The 18,515-nt window shown below is 65.3% G+C and carries 24 protein-coding genes; 6 read left to right on the top strand and 18 right to left on the bottom strand.

Annotated features, from left to right (window positions below):
- The first annotated feature begins 19 nt into the window (after window positions 1-19).
- Genes mutS through VWN43_RS15490 form a run of 3 tightly spaced genes read left to right on the top strand, consistent with a single transcriptional unit; the run spans window position 20 to window position 3,526 of the window.
- Entirely contained in the window at window positions 20-2,644 is a 2,625-nt protein-coding gene (gene mutS / locus VWN43_RS15500) for a DNA mismatch repair protein MutS (protein WP_320181111.1), read from the top strand.
- Between the two features lie 26 nt (window positions 2,645-2,670).
- Window positions 2,671-3,078, top strand: a complete 408-nt coding sequence (locus VWN43_RS15495; RefSeq protein ID WP_320181112.1) for a hypothetical protein — start codon at window positions 2,671-2,673, stop codon at window positions 3,076-3,078.
- Between the two features lie 37 nt (window positions 3,079-3,115).
- The gene (locus VWN43_RS15490; RefSeq protein WP_320181113.1) at window positions 3,116-3,526 is read left to right on the top strand and encodes a YidH family protein; all 411 of its coding nucleotides are present in this window, start codon (window positions 3,116-3,118) and stop codon (window positions 3,524-3,526) included.
- Here VWN43_RS15490 and VWN43_RS15485 read toward each other — a convergent pair.
- The 5 genes from VWN43_RS15485 to gluQRS all read right to left on the bottom strand — a co-directional run bounded on the left by VWN43_RS15485 (window position 3,523) and on the right by gluQRS (window position 6,741).
- Window positions 3,523-3,861 (bottom strand): hypothetical protein, encoded by a 339-nt coding sequence (locus VWN43_RS15485; protein WP_320181114.1) that lies wholly within the window; start codon window positions 3,859-3,861, stop codon window positions 3,523-3,525. The two genes, VWN43_RS15490 and VWN43_RS15485, sit on opposite strands and share 4 nt — an antisense overlap.
- Window positions 3,862-4,129: 268 nt before the next feature.
- Complete coding sequence (locus VWN43_RS15480; protein ID WP_320181115.1) at window positions 4,130-5,002, bottom strand: 3-hydroxyacyl-CoA dehydrogenase NAD-binding domain-containing protein; 873 nt, start codon at window positions 5,000-5,002, stop codon at window positions 4,130-4,132.
- 67 nt (window positions 5,003-5,069) lie between these two features.
- Complete coding sequence (locus VWN43_RS15475) at window positions 5,070-5,648, bottom strand: cob(I)yrinic acid a,c-diamide adenosyltransferase (RefSeq protein WP_320181116.1); 579 nt, start codon at window positions 5,646-5,648, stop codon at window positions 5,070-5,072.
- A 19-nt stretch (window positions 5,649-5,667) separates the two neighbouring features.
- A complete protein-coding gene (locus VWN43_RS15470) occupies window positions 5,668-5,898 on the bottom strand; it encodes an HIG1 domain-containing protein (protein ID WP_253520528.1) in 231 nt (76 codons plus the stop codon).
- A gap of 12 nt (window positions 5,899-5,910) precedes the next feature.
- Window positions 5,911-6,741: a tRNA glutamyl-Q(34) synthetase GluQRS gene (gluQRS, locus tag VWN43_RS15465; protein ID WP_320182148.1), complete on the bottom strand. Its 831-nt coding sequence runs from the start codon at window positions 6,739-6,741 to the stop codon at window positions 5,911-5,913.
- Window positions 6,742-6,867: 126 nt separating this feature from the next.
- Between gluQRS and VWN43_RS15460 the strand changes: the two genes are divergently transcribed.
- The gene (locus VWN43_RS15460) at window positions 6,868-7,476 is read left to right on the top strand and encodes an HNH endonuclease (RefSeq protein ID WP_320181117.1); all 609 of its coding nucleotides are present in this window, start codon (window positions 6,868-6,870) and stop codon (window positions 7,474-7,476) included.
- Between the two features lie 465 nt (window positions 7,477-7,941).
- On the opposite strand, the gene kynU is transcribed toward VWN43_RS15460, so the two are convergent.
- The 7 genes from kynU to dksA all read right to left on the bottom strand — a co-directional run bounded on the left by kynU (window position 7,942) and on the right by dksA (window position 13,510).
- Window positions 7,942-9,171 (bottom strand): kynureninase, encoded by a 1,230-nt coding sequence (gene kynU / locus VWN43_RS15455; RefSeq protein WP_320181118.1) that lies wholly within the window; start codon window positions 9,169-9,171, stop codon window positions 7,942-7,944.
- On the bottom strand, window positions 9,164-9,814 hold the full coding sequence (kynB, locus tag VWN43_RS15450) for an arylformamidase (RefSeq protein ID WP_320181119.1): 651 nt from the start codon (window positions 9,812-9,814) through the stop codon (window positions 9,164-9,166). The genes kynU and kynB overlap by 8 nt, the downstream gene beginning before the upstream one ends.
- Window positions 9,811-10,602 (bottom strand): tryptophan 2,3-dioxygenase, encoded by a 792-nt coding sequence (locus VWN43_RS15445; protein ID WP_253520539.1) that lies wholly within the window; start codon window positions 10,600-10,602, stop codon window positions 9,811-9,813. The genes kynB and VWN43_RS15445 overlap by 4 nt, the downstream gene beginning before the upstream one ends.
- A gap of 36 nt (window positions 10,603-10,638) precedes the next feature.
- Window positions 10,639-11,055 (bottom strand): DUF4112 domain-containing protein, encoded by a 417-nt coding sequence (locus VWN43_RS15440; RefSeq protein ID WP_253520541.1) that lies wholly within the window; start codon window positions 11,053-11,055, stop codon window positions 10,639-10,641.
- A gap of 6 nt (window positions 11,056-11,061) precedes the next feature.
- Window positions 11,062-12,522: an ABC transporter substrate-binding protein gene (locus tag VWN43_RS15435; RefSeq protein ID WP_320181120.1), complete on the bottom strand. Its 1,461-nt coding sequence runs from the start codon at window positions 12,520-12,522 to the stop codon at window positions 11,062-11,064.
- A gap of 44 nt (window positions 12,523-12,566) precedes the next feature.
- Window positions 12,567-12,941 carry a PilZ domain-containing protein gene (locus VWN43_RS15430; RefSeq protein ID WP_253520546.1) on the bottom strand — a complete coding sequence of 125 codons (375 nt, stop codon included), beginning with the start codon at window positions 12,939-12,941 and terminating at the stop codon, window positions 12,567-12,569.
- A gap of 113 nt (window positions 12,942-13,054) precedes the next feature.
- On the bottom strand, window positions 13,055-13,510 hold the full coding sequence (gene dksA / locus VWN43_RS15425; protein ID WP_253520548.1) for an RNA polymerase-binding protein DksA: 456 nt from the start codon (window positions 13,508-13,510) through the stop codon (window positions 13,055-13,057).
- Between the two features lie 291 nt (window positions 13,511-13,801).
- Between dksA and VWN43_RS15420 the strand changes: the two genes are divergently transcribed.
- Entirely contained in the window at window positions 13,802-14,131 is a 330-nt protein-coding gene (locus tag VWN43_RS15420) for a hypothetical protein (protein ID WP_320182149.1), read from the top strand.
- On the opposite strand, the gene VWN43_RS15415 is transcribed toward VWN43_RS15420, so the two are convergent.
- Genes VWN43_RS15415 through VWN43_RS15395 form a run of 5 tightly spaced genes read right to left on the bottom strand, consistent with a single transcriptional unit; the run spans window position 14,128 to window position 17,317 of the window.
- Complete coding sequence (locus tag VWN43_RS15415; protein WP_320181121.1) at window positions 14,128-15,264, bottom strand: GNAT family N-acetyltransferase; 1,137 nt, start codon at window positions 15,262-15,264, stop codon at window positions 14,128-14,130. The genes VWN43_RS15420 and VWN43_RS15415 overlap by 4 nt on opposite strands.
- Window positions 15,261-16,031 carry a glycerophosphodiester phosphodiesterase family protein gene (locus tag VWN43_RS15410; protein ID WP_320181122.1) on the bottom strand — a complete coding sequence of 257 codons (771 nt, stop codon included), beginning with the start codon at window positions 16,029-16,031 and terminating at the stop codon, window positions 15,261-15,263. Before VWN43_RS15410 ends, VWN43_RS15415 begins: the two co-directional genes overlap by 4 nt.
- Window positions 16,006-16,461 carry a RidA family protein gene (locus VWN43_RS15405; protein WP_320181123.1) on the bottom strand — a complete coding sequence of 152 codons (456 nt, stop codon included), beginning with the start codon at window positions 16,459-16,461 and terminating at the stop codon, window positions 16,006-16,008. Before VWN43_RS15405 ends, VWN43_RS15410 begins: the two co-directional genes overlap by 26 nt.
- On the bottom strand, window positions 16,458-17,087 hold the full coding sequence (locus VWN43_RS15400; RefSeq protein WP_320181124.1) for an HAD family hydrolase: 630 nt from the start codon (window positions 17,085-17,087) through the stop codon (window positions 16,458-16,460). Before VWN43_RS15400 ends, VWN43_RS15405 begins: the two co-directional genes overlap by 4 nt.
- Window positions 17,084-17,317, bottom strand: coding sequence for a DUF3572 family protein (locus tag VWN43_RS15395; protein ID WP_253520558.1), 234 nt, complete (start codon window positions 17,315-17,317; stop codon window positions 17,084-17,086). Before VWN43_RS15395 ends, VWN43_RS15400 begins: the two co-directional genes overlap by 4 nt.
- A 101-nt stretch (window positions 17,318-17,418) precedes the next feature.
- Between VWN43_RS15395 and VWN43_RS15390 the strand changes: the two genes are divergently transcribed.
- The gene (locus VWN43_RS15390; RefSeq protein ID WP_320181125.1) at window positions 17,419-17,787 is read left to right on the top strand and encodes a response regulator; all 369 of its coding nucleotides are present in this window, start codon (window positions 17,419-17,421) and stop codon (window positions 17,785-17,787) included.
- On the opposite strand, the gene VWN43_RS15385 is transcribed toward VWN43_RS15390, so the two are convergent.
- Entirely contained in the window at window positions 17,784-18,377 is a 594-nt protein-coding gene (locus tag VWN43_RS15385; RefSeq protein WP_320181126.1) for a Pycsar system effector family protein, read from the bottom strand. The genes VWN43_RS15390 and VWN43_RS15385 overlap by 4 nt on opposite strands.
- Window positions 18,378-18,515: the final 138 nt, after the last annotated feature.

Here is an 18,515-nt window from a genome sequence, read left to right as displayed (position 1 = left end):
GCTCGCTAGGTCCGGCGCCATGGCCGACACGCCCACTCCGATGATGCAGCAATATCTCGCGCTCAAGCGCGAGGCGGGCGATGCGCTGCTGTTCTACCGCATGGGCGACTTCTTCGAACTGTTCTTCGAGGATGCGCGGATCGCGGCGGGCGTACTCGATATCGCGCTCACCACGCGCGGCGAACATGGCGGGGAACCGGTGCCGATGTGCGGCGTCCCGGTGCATGCTGCCGAGGGCTATCTCGCCAGGCTGATCAAGGGCGGCTGCCGCGTCGCGATCGCCGAACAGACCGAGACGCCCGAGGAAGCGAAGGAACGCGCCCGGCGCGACGGCACGCCGGTGTCCAAGACGCTGGTGGCGCGCGATATCGTGCGCTTCGTCACTGCCGGCACGCTGACCGAGGAAGCCCTGCTCGAACCGCGCCGCGCCAATCTGCTGGTGGCCGTCGCCCCGGTGCGCGACGGCGTGGGGCTGGCATCCTGCGATATCTCGACCGGGCGGATGGAGCTAGAGCAATGCGCGCCCGACGCGCTCGATGCAGCGCTGGCACGGATGGGCGCGAGCGAGATGGTCGCCCCCGATGACTGGGACGCCGCCGCCGCCGACATGATCCCCCGACCGCGCGCCGATTTCCGCAGCGAGGATGGGGAGGCGCGGCTCAAGGCGATCCACGGGATCGCCACGCTCGACGGGCTGGGCGATTTTTCGCGCCCGATGCTGGCCGCGGCGGCGGGCCTGATCGCCTATCTCGACCATGCCGGACGCGGGACGCTGCCGTTCCTGCTGCCACCGGTCGCGCGCGGGACGGGCGCGCATCTGGCGATGGATGCGGCAACGCGGACCAGCCTCGAAATCCTCGAAGCGCAGGGCGGCGGACGCACGGGCAGCCTGATCGCCTGTGTCGACCGCTGCGCCACCGGCGCGGGCGCACGCCAGCTGGCCGAAGACCTGTCCGCCCCGCTGGCGGATCGCGGCGCGATCGAACACCGGCTGGCCAGCGTCCACCATTTTCACGCCGACCCGCTGCTGCGGGCCGATCTGCGCGCGGTGCTGCGGCAGGCGCCGGATATCGGGCGCGCGCTGGGGCGGCTGGTCGCGGGCCGCGGCAGTCCGCGCGATCTGGGCCAGATCCGCGATGGCCTGTCCGAAGCACGCCGGGTGCGCGCGATGCTGAGCGACAGCGCCGACCTGCCCGCGCTGCTGCAGCGGATGTGCGAGGCGCTGGGCGGACATGCGGCGCTGGTCGACCACCTGGCGCGCGCGCTGGTCCCCGCCCCGCCCACCGAACGCGGCCAGGGCGGCTATGTCGCGAGCGGCTACGACCATGCGCTCGACGCGCTGCGCGAGACCTCGGGCAATGCGCGCAAGGCGATCGCCGCTCTCGAGGCGAAATATCGCGAAGAAACCGGCACCCCCTCGCTCAAGATCAAGCACAATAAGGTGCTCGGCTATTTCATCGAAGTGCCCGCCAAGCACGGCGACAAGCTGATGGCGGCGGACAGCGGCTTCACCCACCGCCAAACCATGGCGGGCGCGGTCCGCTTCAATTCGCTCGGCCTGCACGAGGAAGCGACGCGCATCGCGGAGGCCGGCGCGCATGCACTGGCGGCCGAGGAAGCACATTTCGAGACGCTCGTCGGCGAGGTGGTGGCAGCGCGCGAAGCGATTGCCGCGACCGCCGCGGCTTTGGCGCGGATCGATGTATCCGCGGCGCTGGCCGAGCGCGCGGTCGAGGGCGACTGGGCCCAGCCCGAAATGCTCGACGAGCCCTGTCTGGAGATTACCGGCGGGCGGCACCCGGTGGTCGAGGCGGCGCTGGCGCAAGGCGGCGAGCGCTTCGTCGCCAATGATTGCTTGCTGGGGAGCGACGACCGGCTGTGGCTGATCGGCGGGCCGAACATGGGCGGTAAATCGACCTTCCTGCGGCAGAATGCGCTGATCATGCTGCTGGCGCAGGCGGGCAGTTTCGTACCTGCCCGCGCCGCACGCATCGGGCTGGCGGACCGGCTGTTCAGCCGTGTCGGCGCGTCCGACAATCTCGCGCGGGGGCGCTCGACCTTCATGGTCGAGATGGTCGAAACCGCAGCGATCCTCAGCCAGGCGACCGCGCGCAGCTTCGTGATCCTCGACGAGGTTGGCCGCGGCACTTCGACCTATGACGGGATGGCGCTCGCCTGGGCGGTGGTCGAGGCGGTCCATGAGAACCTGCAATGCCGCTGCCTGTTTGCCACGCATTATCACGAGCTCTCGCGGCTGGCGGACACCTGCGACAAACTGACCCTGCACCATGTCCGGGCGCGCGAATGGAAGGGCGATCTGGTGCTGCTGCACGAGCTTGCCAGGGGCGCCGCGGATCGCAGCTACGGGCTTTCGGTAGCCAAGCTGGCGGGGGTCCCCGCCCCGGTTATCAAGCGCGCGCGCGCGGTGCTCGACAAGCTCGAAAAGGGCCGCGAGCAGACCGGCGGGCTCGCCGCGGGACTGGGCGAACTGCCGCTGTTCGCGGCGACCGCGCAGCAGCAGGACGACAAACCCGATCCAGTGCGGACCGCGCTCGAGACGCTCGACGTCGATGCGCTTTCGCCGCGCGAGGCGCTCGAGACGCTCTACGCTCTCAAGGCGCAGGCGAGCGAAACGGACACTTAACCGGCTTTCGTATAGGGTGCGCCGCTATGGATGACGGACTGCCTCCGGGAGTGCTGAAGAAGCTGGCGATGGTCGGCCTTTTCCTGCTCGCCGTGCTGCTGCTGGTCGGCGGCGAAGACGACCCCGGTCTGATCGGCCAGCTTGGCGACGGCGCACCGGACGATGCAGGCTATGGCGAACCGCGCCAGACAGAGACCGTTTCATCCAGCCCCGAGCCGCCACCACCGGCACGGCGGGGGCCGGACCCGTCGCTATCCGCATGGTACGCCGAGAGCGAGACCTCCGGCCCCGCCGAACCGGCACCGTTCACTCCCGCCCCGCTCGATGACAGCTATCTGATCAACGACGCCGCACCGACCATCGACACGTCAACCTCGGTCCCGCCGTCAGGTGTGGTGATAGACCGGGAGCCCCCTCCCGAGATCGTCGAGTAAGCGCGGAACCGGCGCAGCGATCCGCGATTGATATCCTATGGCGCAAGACGATCCCCCCGAAGATCCCGACAAGTCGACCGAATGGGCCGAATTGCGCACCGATCTTGCGGAAGACCGCAATATCATGGCGCTGGAGCGTACGTTCGCGGGGTGGATGCGCACCGCTTTCGCTGCGATCGGTATCGGTCTGGGGTTCAAGGCGGTATTCGGCGCGTTCGATCCGCCCTGGCTGGCCAAGGCGATTGCGACGGTGTTCATCCTCGCGGGCGGGTGGCTGGCAATTACCGCACAGCGCCGCGCCTGTCATACGATGGAGAAGCTGAGCGCACACAAGTTCGAGGCCGTATCGACCCCGAACTTTCGTGTGCTGGCCTATGCGATTGCTTCCGGTGCGCTGATCCTGACCGCGGGTCTATGGATCCTCAATGACGGCAGCCTGACCTCTTAGGTCCCGTCGCCGCGCAATCCGTCGGGCTTGGCGGACTTGCCGTATTTGTCGACATTGTCGTCATGGTTGGGTTCGCCCCGATAGGCCGACATGTCGATCCGGCCCGAGCTTTCCATGTCGCGCATGTGGTCGATCGTGTCCTGCGTCGAATCGCCCATCAGGTCGCTCTTGTTGTCGCCCTTGATGCTCTCGGTCGGCGAGCCGGTCTCGCGGTTCTGCGCTTCCTCGGACACTTCCTGCGCCTGGTTGCGATGATCGTCCTGCTCGTCGTTATGCGTATCGGGCGCGAGGTCGGCCTGGCGCTCCTCCTGGCTGCTTACCTTCTTGTCGGTCATGCGTAGTCTCCTTTGCCTGACCAACGGAGAGCACGGGCGCAGGGTTCCTGCGGAGTTTGGGTACTGGGTGCCCGGTGATGTTGGCTGCACCAGCCCGCGGCCGTCCCGAATCTTTGTAGCGTGCGGTCAGGACATCCGTCCTGACCTACGGCACCGGCCCACACCCCCTCCCGGCCACCCATAAAATACCGTGCGGTGGGTGGCCGGGAGGGGGTGCGGGCCGGTGCAGCAACAAGGGGAGCGCGAATGCGCTTCCCGCACCCAGAAACTACCTGGTCGGCACCGGCTCTTCGCCCGTATAATCGTAGAACCCGCGGCCCGTCTTGCGGCCGAGCCAGCCGGCCTCGACATACTTCACCAGCAGCGGCGCGGGGCGGTACTTGGCATCGCGGGTGGTCTTGTAGAGCACCATGATGATGTCGAGACAGGTATCCAGCCCGACGAAGTCGGCCAGTTGCAACGGGCCCATCGGGTGGTTGAGGCCGAGGCGGCAACCCTTGTCGATATCCTCGATTCCGGCGGTCGACTGGCCCAGCACGAACACCGCTTCATTGATCATCGGCAGCAGGATACGATTGACGACGAAGCCAGGCTCGTCCTGCGACAGGACCACTTCCTTGCCCAGGCTCTCGGCAAAGGCGGTGGTGCGGTCGGTGGTCGTCTGCGCGGTCGCAAGGCCGGGGATGACCTCGATCAGCTTCATCACCGGCACCGGGTTGAAGAAATGCAGGCCGATGAAGCGCGCCGGATCGGGCGCGTAATTCGCCATCCGCGTGATCGGGATCGAGCTGGTGTTCGAGGCCATGATCGCGTCGGCGGCGAGGAACTGGCCGGCCTTCTCGAAGATCGCCTGCTTGATCGCTTCCTTCTCGGTCGCCGCCTCGATGATCAGGCTGGCGTCCTGCATCGGCGCGTAATCGGCGACCGGGGTGATGCGCTTCAGCGTCGCTTCGGCATCGGCGATCTCGATCTTGCCCTTGCCGACCAGCTTGCCCAGCGCCTTGTCGATCCCGGCGTGTGCCTGCTCGGCGACCTCCAGGCTGACATCGGCGAGCAGCACATCGATGCCGTTCGCGGCCACGGTCTGCGCTATTCCCGAGCCCATCTGGCCCGCACCGATGATGGCAACCGTATTGTTCATCGAAATTTCCTTCGCGTCTGCAGCAACGGCGCTGCACTAGCGAAGGCGCAGAGCGCTGGCTAGCGCCTCAGCGGTTGGCGCCAGGCACCCACTTCACGTCTGCCCGCCCGTCGTCATTGGCGACCCGCGCCAGCACGAACAGATAGTCCGACAGGCGGTTGATATAGGCCAGCGCCTCGCTGTTGGCGGGCATCTGCGCCGCCATCGCAGTCATGGCGCGTTCGGCTCGCCGGACGGAGGCGCGGGCGACATGCAACCGCGCAGCCGCATCGCTCCCACCCGGAAGGACGAAGCTGGTCAGCGGTTCGAGCCGGGCATTGGCATCGTCGATCGCGCTTTCGAGCCATGCGACTTGCGCCGCGACGATCCGCAGCACCATTTCCGAGGGCGCGAAATCGTCACCCTCGCCCGCAGGCGTCGCCAGGTCCGCGCCAAGGTCGAACAGATCGTTCTGGATGCGATAGAGCGGTGTGGCGAATTCGCCGTCGGCCAGCGCGACCGCGGCGAGGCCAAGCGCGCTGTTGGCTTCGTCGACCGCGCCGATCGCTTCCATCCGCGCGGCGTGCTTGGGCAGGCGCGAACCATCGACGAGGCCAGTGGTGCCGTCATCACCCGTGCGGGTATAGATCTTGTTGAGCTTGACCATGCTGCGGCGGCCGTCCGGCTCAGTTCGCGATGGCGAGGATCACGGCGACCACCACCACTGCCAGTGCCTGGTACTTGATGCGCGCGAACATCATCTTGTTCTGCATCAGCTGCATATCGGTGGCATCGGTCTGCTCACCACTTTCCAGATCGATCTTGGTGCTTTTCATGAAGGCGACGATCCCGCGGATGAGCGAGGCGACCACGAGAACCATCAGGATGACGAGGAGAATGATGAGGAATGTGTTCATAGCCCAACGGACTTAGGCGCTCGCGAGCGAAATGCCAGCCGGAAAACTGTGCAAGCGCAGTTGCTCCGCAAGCAACAGCCCGTCCTCGCCCGCCTCCCGCCGATCGGCCAGCGATGGCGACCCGCGCCGCTTGGCGAGCTTGTGGCCGCTATCGTCCACCAGCAGGCCGTGATGGTGCCAGCGCGGTACCGGCAGGCCGAGCAGCGCCTGCAGCAGACGGTGGATCGGCGTTGCCGCGAACAGGTCCATTCCGCGCGTTACCAGCGTCACCCCGTCGGCGGCATCGTCGAGCGTGGCGGCAAGGTGATAGCTCGCGGGCGCATCCTTGCGCACGATCACGACATCGCCCGCCTCGCGCGGATCGGCCACCTGAGGACCGGCCGGCGCATCCTCCCATGTCAGCGCGCCGACATCGGCCAGAGCCCGCGCGACATCGAGCCGCAGCGCCGCGGGCCGGTCCGGATCGGCCGGACGGGTCTTGCAGGTCCCGGGATAGACGAGGCCCTGCGAACCCATCTTCGCCCCCTGCGCCTCGATCTCGGCGCGGGTGCAAGTGCAGCGATAGAGGTAGCCGCGCGCCAGCAGGTCCTGCGCGGCGGCGGAATAGCCCGCGAGCCGGGTCGATTGCGCAGGCACTTCCTCCCATTCGAGCCCGAGCCACGCGAGATCGCGGCGAAACGCATCGGCCAGTTCGGGCCGCGAGCGCGGGCCGTCGATATCCTCGATCCGCAGCAGGAACCGCCCGCCGGCCTGTTTTGCCAAGTCATGCGCGACCATCGCCGAATAGGCATGGCCAAGATGCAGCGGGCCGTTGGGACTGGGGGCAAAGCGGGTGACGATCATACGGTTCTTGATGGAGAGCACGGAATAGCGCCGGTTGCGGACAAGTTTGTGGATAGCCTGTCTGTAACAGGCTTGACGCTTTTCCTTGCAAGTGCATTTTCTACCGCATCGGGGAGGAACGCACAGGTGTTCAGGGCCGAACTGCTTGAACGGGCCGCAAGGTTCCGCAGTACCGACGAAGATCCGACGCGCAATTTGCAGTCGTGCCCTTCGCTCGTCCTCAATGCCGACTACACCCCGCTGTCCTATTACCCGCTGAGCCTATGGCCGTGGCAGACCGCGATCAAGGCGATCTTCCTCGACCGGGTCGACGTGATCGAGACCTATGACCGTGAGGTCCATTCGCCTTCGCTCGACATGAAGATCCCCAGCGTGATCGCGCTCAAGCAATATGTGAAGCCGAGCGAGTTTCCCGCGTTCACGCGCTTCAACCTGTTCCTGCGCGACCGCTTCAGCTGCCAGTTTTGCGGCGCGATGCACAATCTCACCTTCGACCACGTCGTCCCGCGCCGGCTGGGCGGCAAGACGACATGGGAAAACATCGCCACCGCCTGCGCGCCGTGCAACATGAAGAAGGGTGGCCGCACGCCGAAGCAGGCGGGGATGCAGCTCTACAACGAGCCGATCCGCCCGACGCACTGGCAGCTGCAGCAGCACGGCAAACAGTTCCCGCCCAACTACCTCCACGAAACCTGGCGCGACTGGCTCTACTGGGACATCGAACTGGAGGCGTGAGAAAGTCTATCTAGGTCAATCTTTCGCCTTCTCGCGTTTCAGCTCAGGAATTTCTCTAGCGCTACAAGCGCAAGCAACCAAAAAAGGACTCGTAGGCTCTTCCGTTGCCAAACTGGTTTAGAGTCCTCGTATTCGTCGACGTCCGTAATTTTAATTCCGGGATCTTTGTAACGTCGACCACTCCAAGAATAAACCGAGCGAAACTTGGTCATTAAGTCCCCTCGCCTTGCTTCCGCCGAATGCGAACGCGCAGCAATTACATTTGCGTGGATGTGGCGACCCTGTTCGCGATCATAAGCTTCCTTGCCCTCCCCTTTCCGAAGGGATGGGTCCGTTGGTCGCATTCCGCAATCGATACAGGGATCGAAAAGACTGTACATCGGCGCACCGCAATTGAGACAGACTTGAGTCATGGGCTCCGCTTAGCTTCGGATACTAAACAATGACTTACAAAGGCGGCTCGGTTCAGGTCACCGCTGCCCGCTCGCGGAATTCTGCGTGCTGCCATTCGCCTGTGTCGATTACCTCGGCAAGGTGCCGCGCGGCTTCGGCGATATCCTCGAACCGCAAATAGGCGGGGGCGAAGCCGAAGCGCAGGATATCGGGATCGCGGAAGTCGCCGATCACGCCGCGTGCGATCAGCGCCTGGCAGATCGCATAGGCTTCCGGATGGCGGAAGGAGAGCTGGCTGCCGCGCTGCGCGGGATCGGCGGGGCTGACGAGATCGAGTTCGACGCCGCGTTCCGACAGGCACTGGCGGAAGAATTCGGAGAGCGCCTGCGATTTGGCATACAAGCGGTCGACGCCGATTTCGGCAATGAGATCGACGCCCACTTCGAGCGCTGCCAGCCCGAGGATCGGGGGCGTGCCGCACAGCAGCTTTTCGATCCCCGGCGCGGCCTCGTAATCGTCGCTGAACGCGAAGGGCGCTGTGTGCCCGAACCAGCCGGTCAGCGGCTGTTGTGCAGCGCTTAGGTGCCGTTCGGCCACGAAGGCATAGGCGGGCGCGCCGGGCCCTCCGTTGAGATATTTATAGCCGCAACCCACCGCGAAATCGGCGCCGCACCCGCCCAGATCGACGGGCAGCGCGCCGCCCGAATGCGACAGGTCCCACAGCACCAGTGCCCCCGCCTCATGCGCGGCGCGGGTAAGCTCGGCCATGTCGAACAGTTCGCCGGTCTTGTAATGCGCATGGGTGAGCAGCAGCAGCGCGACATCGTCATCCAGCGCCTCGGCCAGCCGCTCGCGCGGAGCCAGCCGGCGCTCGGCAAGCCCTTGTTTTTCCAAGCCATCGATCATGTAGAGATCGGTCGGGAAATTGCCCGGCTCGCTGAGCACGACCTTGCGCCCCGGGCGCATCCCCAGCGCGGCGGCAATCAGCTTGAACAGGTTCACGCTGGTGGAATCGCAGGCGATAACCTCCTGCGGCTGCGCCCCGATCAGCGGCGCGATCCTGGCGCCGATCCGGGCCGGCCAATCGACCCATCCGGCCGTATTCCAGCTGCGGATCAGGTCCCGCCCCCATTGCTCGCGGACGACCTGTTCCATCCGCGGCGGTGTCGCTTTCGGCAGGCAGCCCAGCGAGTTGCCATCGAGGTAGATCACGCCTTCGGGCACAAGGAACCGCTCGCGAAATTCGGCCAGCGGATCGCCTGCATCGAGGATCCGCGCGCGCTCAAGCCCCGGCTCAGTCATTGGGTAGTTCGCGCAGGATGGCACGCGTGAGACCCGCGTCGCCGCCCGCGATCTTCAAGGGCAGCGCGATCAGTTCATAGCGCCCTTCGGGCACGTCATCGAGCACCAGCCCTTCGAGGATGCGCATATCATGCGCGAGCACCGCCTTATGCGCATCCATCGTCTTGCTGTCCTGCGGATCGACGCTGGGTGCATCGGTGCCAACCAGCTTGACGCCCTGCAGCGCCAGCCATTCGATCGCTTCGGCATCGATGGCGGTAAAGTTGCTGTCCCACGCGTCGTGCGGAAAGCGCTTGAAGGTTCGGAACAGCACGCGGTCGGCGCTCTCGATATGCGGGAGATCGCCGACGGAGATCGTGCCGCCGCTCACGCCCGTGGCATCGACCACGAGGCATTCGCCAAGATAGGGGTCGAGCGCGACACTCGCGATATCGGGCGCGGTCGGCGAATAATGCAGCGGCGCATCGCCATGCGTGCCCGAATGCGTGCTCATCGTCATCCGTCCGACATTGACCGGCGAGCCATCCTCCATCTTCCAAGTGCGGTCGAAGACGAAGGCGGTGTCGCCCGGCCACACGGGCAGGCCGGAGCGCAGCGTCTGCGAGATGTCCCAGATGCGGCGAGTGGTCTTCCAGCTGCTCATATCGCCGTCCTCACGCTGAGAAGCTCGGGGAAGAAGGCCGCCTTGAGCACGCTGGCGAGATAGGGGACGCCGGGGGTCCCACCGGTGCCCTTCTTGAAGCCGATGATCCGCTCGACCGTCTTGAGATGGCCGAAGCGCCAGCGCTGGAAATGGTATTCCAGATCGACCAGCTTCTCGGCCAGTTCGTAAAGGTCCCAATATTCCTTCGGGTCGCGGTAGATCTCCGCCCAGGCCGCCTCGACCGCGGGTGTGTGTTCCCACGGACTGCCATGATCGCGCGCGAGCACATCCTCGGGAATGGCGAAGCCGCGCCGCGCGAGCAGCGCGATCGCTTCGGCATAGATCGATTTACGCGTGAGTTCGGCGCGCAAGGCATCGGCCACCTCGGGCGTGGCCTCGTGCATGGTGATCATGTCCGGATTGCGCCCGCCGAGGAGGAATTCCATCATCCGGTATTGCGCGCTCTGGAACCCGCTCGACCCGCCCAGATGCGGGCGGATAGTCGAATAGTCATGCGGGGTCATCGTGCTGAGCACGTCCCAACTCTGGATCAATTGTCCCTGCGCCCGCGCCACGCGGGCGAGCATCTTGAACGAGGGCCGCAAATGGTCCTCGCGGATGCACTCGCGCGCTTCCGACAGTTCGTGCAGGCATAGCTTGAGCCACAGCTCGCTGGCCTGGTGGACGATGATGAACAGCATCTCGTCATGCGCATCCGAAGCCGGGTGCTGTGCCGCAAGAATGCGGTCGAGATCGAGATAGCTGGAATAGGTGACGTCGGATGCCATGCGCGCTGCCCTAGCGCGCATCGGTCACCGATGAAACTACCCCTCGATCACCTGCGTATGCGGGTGGTGCGTGTCGAGGTGTTTTTTCACGATGCGTAGGTTCTTGGTGTTCGAGCGATAGATCACGTCGAAGGCATCGCCTATAAGCGGGACGCTGCCCACGGTGCTGTCGATCGCAATATTGCCGATCATGCGCCAGAGCTTCCAGCGCGGCAGGCCGAGGTTCTTCGCTTCCCAGACGATATAGCCGGCCAGCGCCGCGGTGATGATATCGCCGGCCACGGGGATGAAACCGATGATCGTGTCGAGACCGATGGGATATTTCGTACCGGGGACCACCAGGCTGCGTTCGAGCAGATGCTCCATCGCCTCGATCCGTTTGCGGATCGACACCGGATCGGTGCCGGTCGGCAGGTCCAGCCCCATCGGGCGCGGGCGGTTCGAATTGTCCATGGTGTCCTAAATGGGTGCGCGGGAAAGGGGGAACAAGGGATGGATGTTCCACGGGTTCTCGATGAATGCCTCGACATCCGCGCGGACCAGCGACCAGCGGATCGGTGCGCCAAGCGGAATATAGAGATTGGTGCCCAGCAGGGCGGCTTCGGCTTCATAAAGGTACGATGCTTCCTCCCCGCCATCGCGCGCATCGAGCGCCAGCGCGACGAGATAGTCGGCATCCTCGCTGCACTGCGGGCGGCTAACGGTGCAGTTGAACTGGTTGAGGAACCAGCGCGGTGAGGCATAGCGCGCCACGCGGTCGCGCAGGGTCAGATCGGCTGCATCGAGCGTATCGGCGCGGGTGGCCGACACACCGATCGCGGCGAAATCCTCCGCCAGCCCCTCGAACAACAGGTCGGACCCGGGTCCTGCCGGCAGGAACAGGCTGACCTGCGGTTCCTGGCCGCTGCCCGCGCGCCATTGCGCAACCCGCTGGCGGGCGTCGCTCCGGCGTTGCTCGAGCGAGAGCGCCGCCCAGCGTTCGCTGGGGGATTGCGCGGGTGTCGACAGGATGGTCGGCACAATCCGGGTCGAGGCGATCCACCCGCCGATGTTGAACGGCTGCATCAGGCCTTCGCGGTCGATGGCCATGGCCAATGCCTCGCGGGTGCCGATCGTACCGAGGAAGCCCGCGGCGCGGCGGACATCGAGGCCGAACAGGCCGACCGCCGCATCGAGCCGCACATTGCCGCGTGACAGCGGGCCGGTGCTGGCCAGCGGCAGTGTCGCCAACCGTCCGCCGAGTACGAGGTCGAACCGGCCCTCCGCGAACCCATCGGTCGCGGCTTGGGCGCTCGCCGGGTGCACCCGCACCGCCCGCACGACTTCGTCCCAGCCCGGCTGTTCGGGAAGTCCGCGCAGTTCGGGCCGCAAGGGGGACAGCAGGAGCCCATCGTCCTGCACCCGCTGTGTCATGAGACCTACGCTCTGCTCGCCAAAGCCGATCCCCAGTTCGGGCTGCGCGAGCACCTGGAGGAAATCGGGCATCGGGCTGGTGAGGCGGATTTCGATAACCCGGCCGGTCATCGCGCGGATATCGCGGACCTTGGCGAGGTCGAGGCCGAGCGAAGTGCCCTGCAACTGCCGCATGCGGCGCTGGAGCGCATCACGCACCGCCTGCGCGGTCAGGCGCGACCCGCCGGGCAGGTCGAATTCATTGATGCGGAAGATATAGCTCGCGCCGCCATCGGTCACGATCCAGCGTTCGGCCACGCCGGGGACCACTTCGCCGCGCGGGTCGAGTCGCACCAGGCCGGTCGAGACCGCCGCCCGGACATGCTGGCCAGCGGGGCTCAGCCGGACGCCCTCCGCCGCCAGTTCCCCCGGCTCGGCAATGAACGCGACATCGACGATGCCATCATCGGTGCCCGCGCTGCACGCAGCCAGCGAAGCAGACAGGAAGGCGAGGAGCCACGAGCGCATGACAGCCGGTTAGCAGCCCCCGCGCCCGGCGTCAGCCGAACAATTCAGAGTTTGCGGAGACGACGTTCTTCGTCGGAGAATGTGGTCGGCTGGGTCGCCGGTTGGGTATAACGCGGCGCGGGCGCCGTGGAGCCGACGGGGGCCCGCACGATTTTGGGATCGATCTCGTTTTCGAAAGCCACCCCGAACCGGTTCCCCTGCGCCCAGGCGACGCTGCCCTTGACCATGCCGATATTGCGCAGCTCGATCATCAGGCGGTCGCCGCGCGAGGCTGTGACGCCGCTTTCTTCAGCCATCATCCCGCCGGCCGACAGATTGCGCACCTTGACCCGGATCGCTTCCGAGCGACCTTCGAAGGTCAACTGGGCGAACAGGAGCAGACTATCACGCGTAACATTGCGAGTCTCGACCGAGGACATGGCGTTTATCGTATCCCTACATGCGTTGCTCGGGCCCAGGGCCCGGACGATTGCTGGACCGATACTACACTAGCGGCGATACATAAACATTCGGTTATCTCGCGCCTAGTCGTCTAGTCGTCGCGGGATATCTTCTCGCGGCGCTCGTGCGCTTCCTGGGCTTCGACGGTCATGGTGGCGACGGGACGGGCAATCAGCCGCTTGAGACCGATCGGATCGCCGGTCACTTCGCACCAGCCATATTCGCCCTGCTCGATACGGCGCAGCGCGGAATCGATCTTCGAGATCAGCTTGCGCTGGCGATCGCGCGTCCGCAGTTCGATCCCCCAATCGGTTTCGGAAGAGGCACGGTCGTTGAGGTCGGGTTCGCGGATCGGGCCATCCTGCAGCGACTGGAGCGTCTGCCCGGCGGCGTCATGGATCGACTTCTTCCAGTCGAGCAGCAGCATGCGGAAGTAATCCTGCTGCCGCTGGTTCATATATTCTTCGTTTTCGTCGGGAACGTAGGAGTCGCCAAGCGCAGCGCGCGCTTCGGCAAGTTTTTTCTTTTCGTTTGCCACGGAGGCCATTGAGGACCCTCTCACCACAGTCGAATACTGACGTCAGGCCATCGTCGTCCTGTCGGCCCGAAGTTTTCCGGTGCCCCCGATGACCCGTTGGGCGCGGCCTATAGGCAAGCGCTACCGGAGGCACAAGCGCCAATCCGACGAGCCGTTGAATTGCCCTCCGGACATGGCCGATGCGGGTTTATTCGGGGAGGGGTTAAGAAATCGGACGGGTCATTAACCGTTTATTGACCATGATTTGAGCAATTCTTGATCGTCCGGTGCACCAACCGGTTCTTTTTGGGGGGAATGACAATGCAACTTACCAGTATCGAAGGAGGCAGCGGGACGATCGTCCAGGGCGAAGAAGCTGCGGCGCTGGTCGCCGATTGCCTCGCGCAATTCGCACAGGGCCGCATCGCCGCGCTGTATGATCTGGGCGTCGCCTTTTCGACCGGCAGCCACGGCACGGTCTGCGATCTGATCGAAGCCCACAAATGGTTCAACATCGCCGCATCGAAAGGGCACGAGGAAGCCAGCTGGTGCCGCGCCGACATTTCCGAGGAAATGACCGCCCGCGAAATCGCCGAAGCCCAGCGGCGCGCCCGCGAATGGCTCGCCGAAGGCCGCCGCCGGGCCGCCTAGGTTTTCCGGAACGGCGTCCGAGTCGCCAGATAATTGCGATCGGCCGCCACGCCCGCACGCTCGCGCTCGAGGAAGTCGGCAATCGCGGCGCGAAACCCCGGATCGGCAATCCAGTGCGCCGAAACCGTCTCGACCGGTCGATATCCGCGGGCCAGCTTGTGCCCGCCTTGCGCCCCGGCCTCGACCCGCGCGAGGCCCAGCTCGATCGCTGCATCGATCGCCTGATAATAGCACAGCTCGAAATGCAGGAAGCGCACCTCGCGCGTACAGCCCCAATAGCGGCCGTACAGCGCCTCCCCGCCGATGAAATTGAGCGCGCCGGCGATCGGCTCGCCGTCCTTTAACGCCAGCACGAGCAGTACCCGCTCGCCCATCCGCTCGCTGATCAGGTCGAAGGCCGCGCGGGTCAGATAGGGTGTGCCCCATTTGCGCGCGCCGGTATCTTGGTAAAATTCCCAGAAGGCGTCCCAGTGTTCGGCGCGGATATCCGCGCCGCGCAAGCGCTGGATCTCGACCTCCGCCTGCGCCGCTGCACGTTCCTTGCGCAGGTCCTTGCGCTTGCGCGAAGCAAGCGTCGCGAGGAAATCGTCGAAACTGGCGAAATCGTGATTGTGCCAATGGAACTGGAGGTCTGCACGCAGCATCCATCCGGCTTCTTCGAACACCGGCTGCTGGCCGGGTTCGATAAAGGTCGCATGCGCTGATGAAAAACCGTTCTGCAGGCACAATTGCTCGGCCGCGGCCAGGAGCGGCGCGGCATAGGCCGGGTCCGACAGCAGCAGGCGCGGCCCCGTCGCAGGGGTGAACGGCGCGGCGATCTGCAGCTTGGGGTAATAGCTGCCCCCGGCCCGCTCGAACGCATCGGCCCAATGATGGTCGAAGACATATTCGCCCTGGCTGTGGCCCTTGAGATAGGCGGGCATGGCGGCGACCAGCGGCCCGCCCTCTTCGCTGATGACGAGCGGGGCCGGCTGCCAGCCGGTGCCCGGCCCGACGCTGCCCGAATCTTCCAGCGCGGTGAGGAATTCGTGACTGACGAAGGGATTGTCCGCCCCCGCGAGCGCGTTCCACTGGTCGCGGTCGAAGGCGCCGACCGACCCGCCGACCCGCGCGGCGAGGCCGCCATCGCTCATGGGACGCCGGCCCCTTCGGCAATCGGGGCATCGGCGTGGCTGCGGGCATGCGCGAGCAATTCGGGCGTATTCACCGTCCAGGTGAGCACCGGCATGCCGCCCGCACGCAAGGAGGAAACCATCGGACTTGGCAAAGCCGCGACATGATAGGCGATGAATTCGGGCCGCGCGACCCACAGCGCCAGATGCCGCTGCCATGCCTGCTGGGTCATACCGTGGGCATCCTCGCGCACGACCAGTCCGCGCACGATATCCGGCGCATGGCGGCGGAACCAGCGCGCCACACGCGGATCGAAGCTCATCACGGCATGCCGGCCCCTATAGCCGACCAGCGCGTCGCGCACCGCGATGCAGCTTTGTTCGACATCGTAGCGGCGGCGCGACTTGATCTCGATCAGCAGCGGGACCGCGCCGTCTACGAGCGCCAGCAAATCGTCCAGCCGCGCGAGCCGGTGTTCGCTGTCGAGAAACGCGATCTGCGCCAGTTCCTCGGCGGAATAGCCGGCGGTCGGCCCGGTCACTCCGGTCAGCCGCTCGAGCTCCCAATCGTGCACCAGCATCGCGGCGTGATCACGGCTGCGCTGGATATCGCATTCGATCCCCATGCCCCGGTCGATCGCCCCGGAAAAGGCTGCGAGCGAGTTTTCGGGGACGCCCTCGCGGTGCAATCCGCGGTGCGCAAAGGTCCAGTTGCGCAGCCAGCCGACCCGCGCGGGATCGGGAGCAGCTACGAAGAAACGATCAAGCCTTGAGAGCAACGATCGCATCGACCTCGACCGCGGCGTTGAGCGGCAGGACCGGCACGCCCACCGCGCTGCGCGCGTGCTTGCCGGCATCGCCGAAGACTTCGGCCATCAGGTCCGAGGCACCATTGGCGACCTTGGGCTGGTCGGTGAAATCGGGGGTCGAGGCGACGAAACCGCCAAGCTTGACCATATGCGCGACCCGCTCGAGCAGCCCTGCCGCTTCGAGTTGCGCCAGGATCATCAAGCCGCAGGCGCGGGCTGCTTCCTGGCCCTGTTCGAGCGTGACGGTATCGCCCAGCTTGCCGGTAACCAGCTTGCCGTCGACGAAAGGCAATTGCCCCGAAACATAGGCGGTGTGGCCGTCGACCACGACCGGCTGGTAACTGGCGACGGGCGCAGCGGCATGGGGGAGCTGCAGCCCGAGTTCGCGGAGGCGTGTGTGAATGCTCATGCGGTTTCCTTCTCGATTTCGTCCAGCAGCCACGGCAGCGCTGCATCCCAGCTGTCGATCCGCGCATCGGCGTGGCCCGACGTGTGCGCGCAGTCGATATGCGGAGCGAGCAGCGGTTCGCCGCACAGATGCAGCGTGGTGATGCTCCCCACCGTCTCTCGCGCAGAGCGATGGTGCTGCGCAAGGTCGTCGATGAAGATCGCCTTGGAGGGATTGTATTCGTCGAGGATCGCCTGCAGCGCCGGACCCTTGGGCCCCTGATTGGTAAAGACGCGCGCGTCCAACCCATGATCGAGCAATTGCGCCCGGCGCATTTCCTGCCGCTTGTCGACGAGATTGGTGAGGATCACCACATCGGCGTTCTCGCGCAGCGCGCCCAGCCCCTCGATCGCGCCGGGAATCGGCGTCTGGCGGTGCATTTCGGTATCGAAGAACCCGCCCAGCTTCTGCCAGATCTCTTCCGGGGCGAGGAGCTCCCCGCTCTCCTGCCAGCGCAGCGCCTTGGCAAAATCATTGCCTTCCATACGGAATTCGACGCCCTGCGTTTCGGCCAGCCAGTCGCGGAAGGGCGAGACCATGTACAACAGCACTTCGTCGCAATCGGAGATGATCAGCGGGCGGCTCATGCGTTCAACTCCCGCGCGGCGGCGACCAGCGTTTCGGGTGTGGTCCCCAGCGCGTCCGCGGCAAGGACCAGGTCGGGTTCGTGATTGGCGAGAAAATCGAGCACTGCTGCCTGAACGCCGCGGTCGCTCAACCCGTTCCGCAAGTGGTCGGGCGTGAGGCCGGTCAGCGACAGCAGCCGCTCCGCACGCTTGTCGTCGGCCAGCGCCCAGCCGAGCGCTTCGAGGGCCAATACCTCGGGTGCCCGCGCATCACTGCCTTTTGGTTCGCGAATAATTGTCAGCGCTCCCGCTTTTGCATAAGGCCACGCGCATTGCATGGAGGTCAGGCCAAGTGGCAAAGAGAATCCTCGTTGTCGAGGACAACGATCTCAATCGTAAGCTGTTCTGTGACGTGTTGAAGGCCAACGGCTACGAGGTGGTGCCCGTGTCCGATGGACAGAACGTGCTCGCCACCGCCAAGCGCTTCGGGCCCGATCTGGTGATCATGGACATCCAGCTGCCCAATATCAGCGGGATCGACCTGATCGCGCAGCTCAAACGGGAAAGCACGCTCGGCGAAGTGCCGGTCCTTGCGGTGACAGCCTATGCCGGCAAGGGCGACGAGGAGCGCATCCGCGACGCGGGCGCGGCGGACTATCTCGCCAAGCCGGTGTCGATCGGCCCCTTCATGACCGCTGTCCGCGCGCTGCTGCCCGACTAGCTGATCGCCATTTCGATACCGAACACCGCCAGCGTCACGAACAGTCCGGTCATGAACACCTTGTAGGCCAGCGCGAGGAAGCGGTATTTCTTCCCCGCCAGCACCTGGCCGTTCTGGTACATGTCATGCGCCATCGTCTCGAACACAGTGCGGTCGGTTTCGAGCCGGGCGAGCAATTCCTCGGTCCATTCATCCTCGTCCATCCAGGTGTAGTGGCCGAAGAAGATCAGATTGCGGTTCTTCACCGGACCATCGGGCCGCCCGACCTTGGGCAGCACCGCCATCACCGCGCACAGCGAACTGGCAAAGCTGAAGCTGGCCAGGATCATCAACGAGACCGGCATCTCCCCGGTCAGCGCGCGGCTCACCGAAAGCGAGAAGACGAGGAAGGTCGCGCCGAGCAGGATCGAGGCCTTCTGGTCGGCCATTTGCGACAGCTTGAGCGTGCTCATCTGCGCGGTGCGCATCAGGTGGATCGCATGGTTGGAATAGGTCGTCTCGCGCTTCGCCCGGACCGAATCCGGCGGGCGGCCATCTTCCACGGCGGGACCTTCCGCCGATGCCGGTTTTGCGCTTGCTGTATCGCTCATCCGTTTTCCCCTGTTCGAACAGACGATTGCGACTTTTTCCCAAGCTTGCCATTGCGGCCTGCGCTTGACAAGGACCGCCACAAGCCGCTTTGCCCGCGGCAATCATTCGCGCGCTGCCCTGGTAGCGGGTGCGCGCAC

This window comes from Qipengyuania sp. HL-TH1 (genome assembly GCF_036365825.1).
Lineage (GTDB): Bacteria > Pseudomonadota > Alphaproteobacteria > Sphingomonadales > Sphingomonadaceae > Qipengyuania > Qipengyuania profunda.
The sequence above is the reverse complement of the archived record's forward strand: the minus strand, read 5'-3'. Positions and strand labels throughout refer to the sequence as shown.

What these genes read in the sequence shown, in the direction of transcription:
- VWN43_RS15400 (WP_320181124.1), bottom strand. Translation starts at nt 17,087, where the DNA reads ATGAGCCGCCCGCTGATCATCTCCGATTGCGACGAAGTGCTGTTGTAC.
- VWN43_RS15405 (WP_320181123.1), bottom strand. Translation starts at nt 16,461, where the DNA reads ATGAGCATTCACACACGCCTCCGCGAACTCGGGCTGCAGCTCCCCCAT.
- VWN43_RS15440 (WP_253520541.1), bottom strand. Translation starts at nt 11,055, where the DNA reads ATGGACAATTCGAACCGCCCGCGCCCGATGGGGCTGGACCTGCCGACC.
- VWN43_RS15490 (WP_320181113.1), top strand. Translation starts at nt 3,116, where the DNA reads ATGGCGCAAGACGATCCCCCCGAAGATCCCGACAAGTCGACCGAATGG.
- kynB (WP_320181119.1), bottom strand. Translation starts at nt 9,814, where the DNA reads ATGAGCAGCTGGAAGACCACTCGCCGCATCTGGGACATCTCGCAGACG.
- dksA (WP_253520548.1), bottom strand. Translation starts at nt 13,510, where the DNA reads ATGGCCTCCGTGGCAAACGAAAAGAAAAAACTTGCCGAAGCGCGCGCT.
- VWN43_RS15480 (WP_320181115.1), bottom strand. Translation starts at nt 5,002, where the DNA reads ATGAACAATACGGTTGCCATCATCGGTGCGGGCCAGATGGGCTCGGGA.
- VWN43_RS15410 (WP_320181122.1), bottom strand. Translation starts at nt 16,031, where the DNA reads ATGCGATCGTTGCTCTCAAGGCTTGATCGTTTCTTCGTAGCTGCTCCC.
- VWN43_RS15420 (WP_320182149.1), top strand. Translation starts at nt 13,802, where the DNA reads ATGCAACTTACCAGTATCGAAGGAGGCAGCGGGACGATCGTCCAGGGC.
- kynU (WP_320181118.1), bottom strand. Translation starts at nt 9,171, where the DNA reads ATGACTGAGCCGGGGCTTGAGCGCGCGCGGATCCTCGATGCAGGCGAT.
- VWN43_RS15415 (WP_320181121.1), bottom strand. Translation starts at nt 15,264, where the DNA reads ATGAGCGATGGCGGCCTCGCCGCGCGGGTCGGCGGGTCGGTCGGCGCC.
- VWN43_RS15495 (WP_320181112.1), top strand. Translation starts at nt 2,671, where the DNA reads ATGGATGACGGACTGCCTCCGGGAGTGCTGAAGAAGCTGGCGATGGTC.
- VWN43_RS15475 (WP_320181116.1), bottom strand. Translation starts at nt 5,648, where the DNA reads ATGGTCAAGCTCAACAAGATCTATACCCGCACGGGTGATGACGGCACC.
- gluQRS (WP_320182148.1), bottom strand. Translation starts at nt 6,741, where the DNA reads ATGATCGTCACCCGCTTTGCCCCCAGTCCCAACGGCCCGCTGCATCTT.
- VWN43_RS15435 (WP_320181120.1), bottom strand. Translation starts at nt 12,522, where the DNA reads ATGCGCTCGTGGCTCCTCGCCTTCCTGTCTGCTTCGCTGGCTGCGTGC.
- VWN43_RS15470 (WP_253520528.1), bottom strand. Translation starts at nt 5,898, where the DNA reads ATGAACACATTCCTCATCATTCTCCTCGTCATCCTGATGGTTCTCGTG.
- VWN43_RS15445 (WP_253520539.1), bottom strand. Translation starts at nt 10,602, where the DNA reads ATGGCATCCGACGTCACCTATTCCAGCTATCTCGATCTCGACCGCATT.
- mutS (WP_320181111.1), top strand. Translation starts at nt 20, where the DNA reads ATGGCCGACACGCCCACTCCGATGATGCAGCAATATCTCGCGCTCAAG.
- VWN43_RS15385 (WP_320181126.1), bottom strand. Translation starts at nt 18,377, where the DNA reads ATGAGCGATACAGCAAGCGCAAAACCGGCATCGGCGGAAGGTCCCGCC.
- VWN43_RS15485 (WP_320181114.1), bottom strand. Translation starts at nt 3,861, where the DNA reads ATGACCGACAAGAAGGTAAGCAGCCAGGAGGAGCGCCAGGCCGACCTC.
- VWN43_RS15430 (WP_253520546.1), bottom strand. Translation starts at nt 12,941, where the DNA reads ATGTCCTCGGTCGAGACTCGCAATGTTACGCGTGATAGTCTGCTCCTG.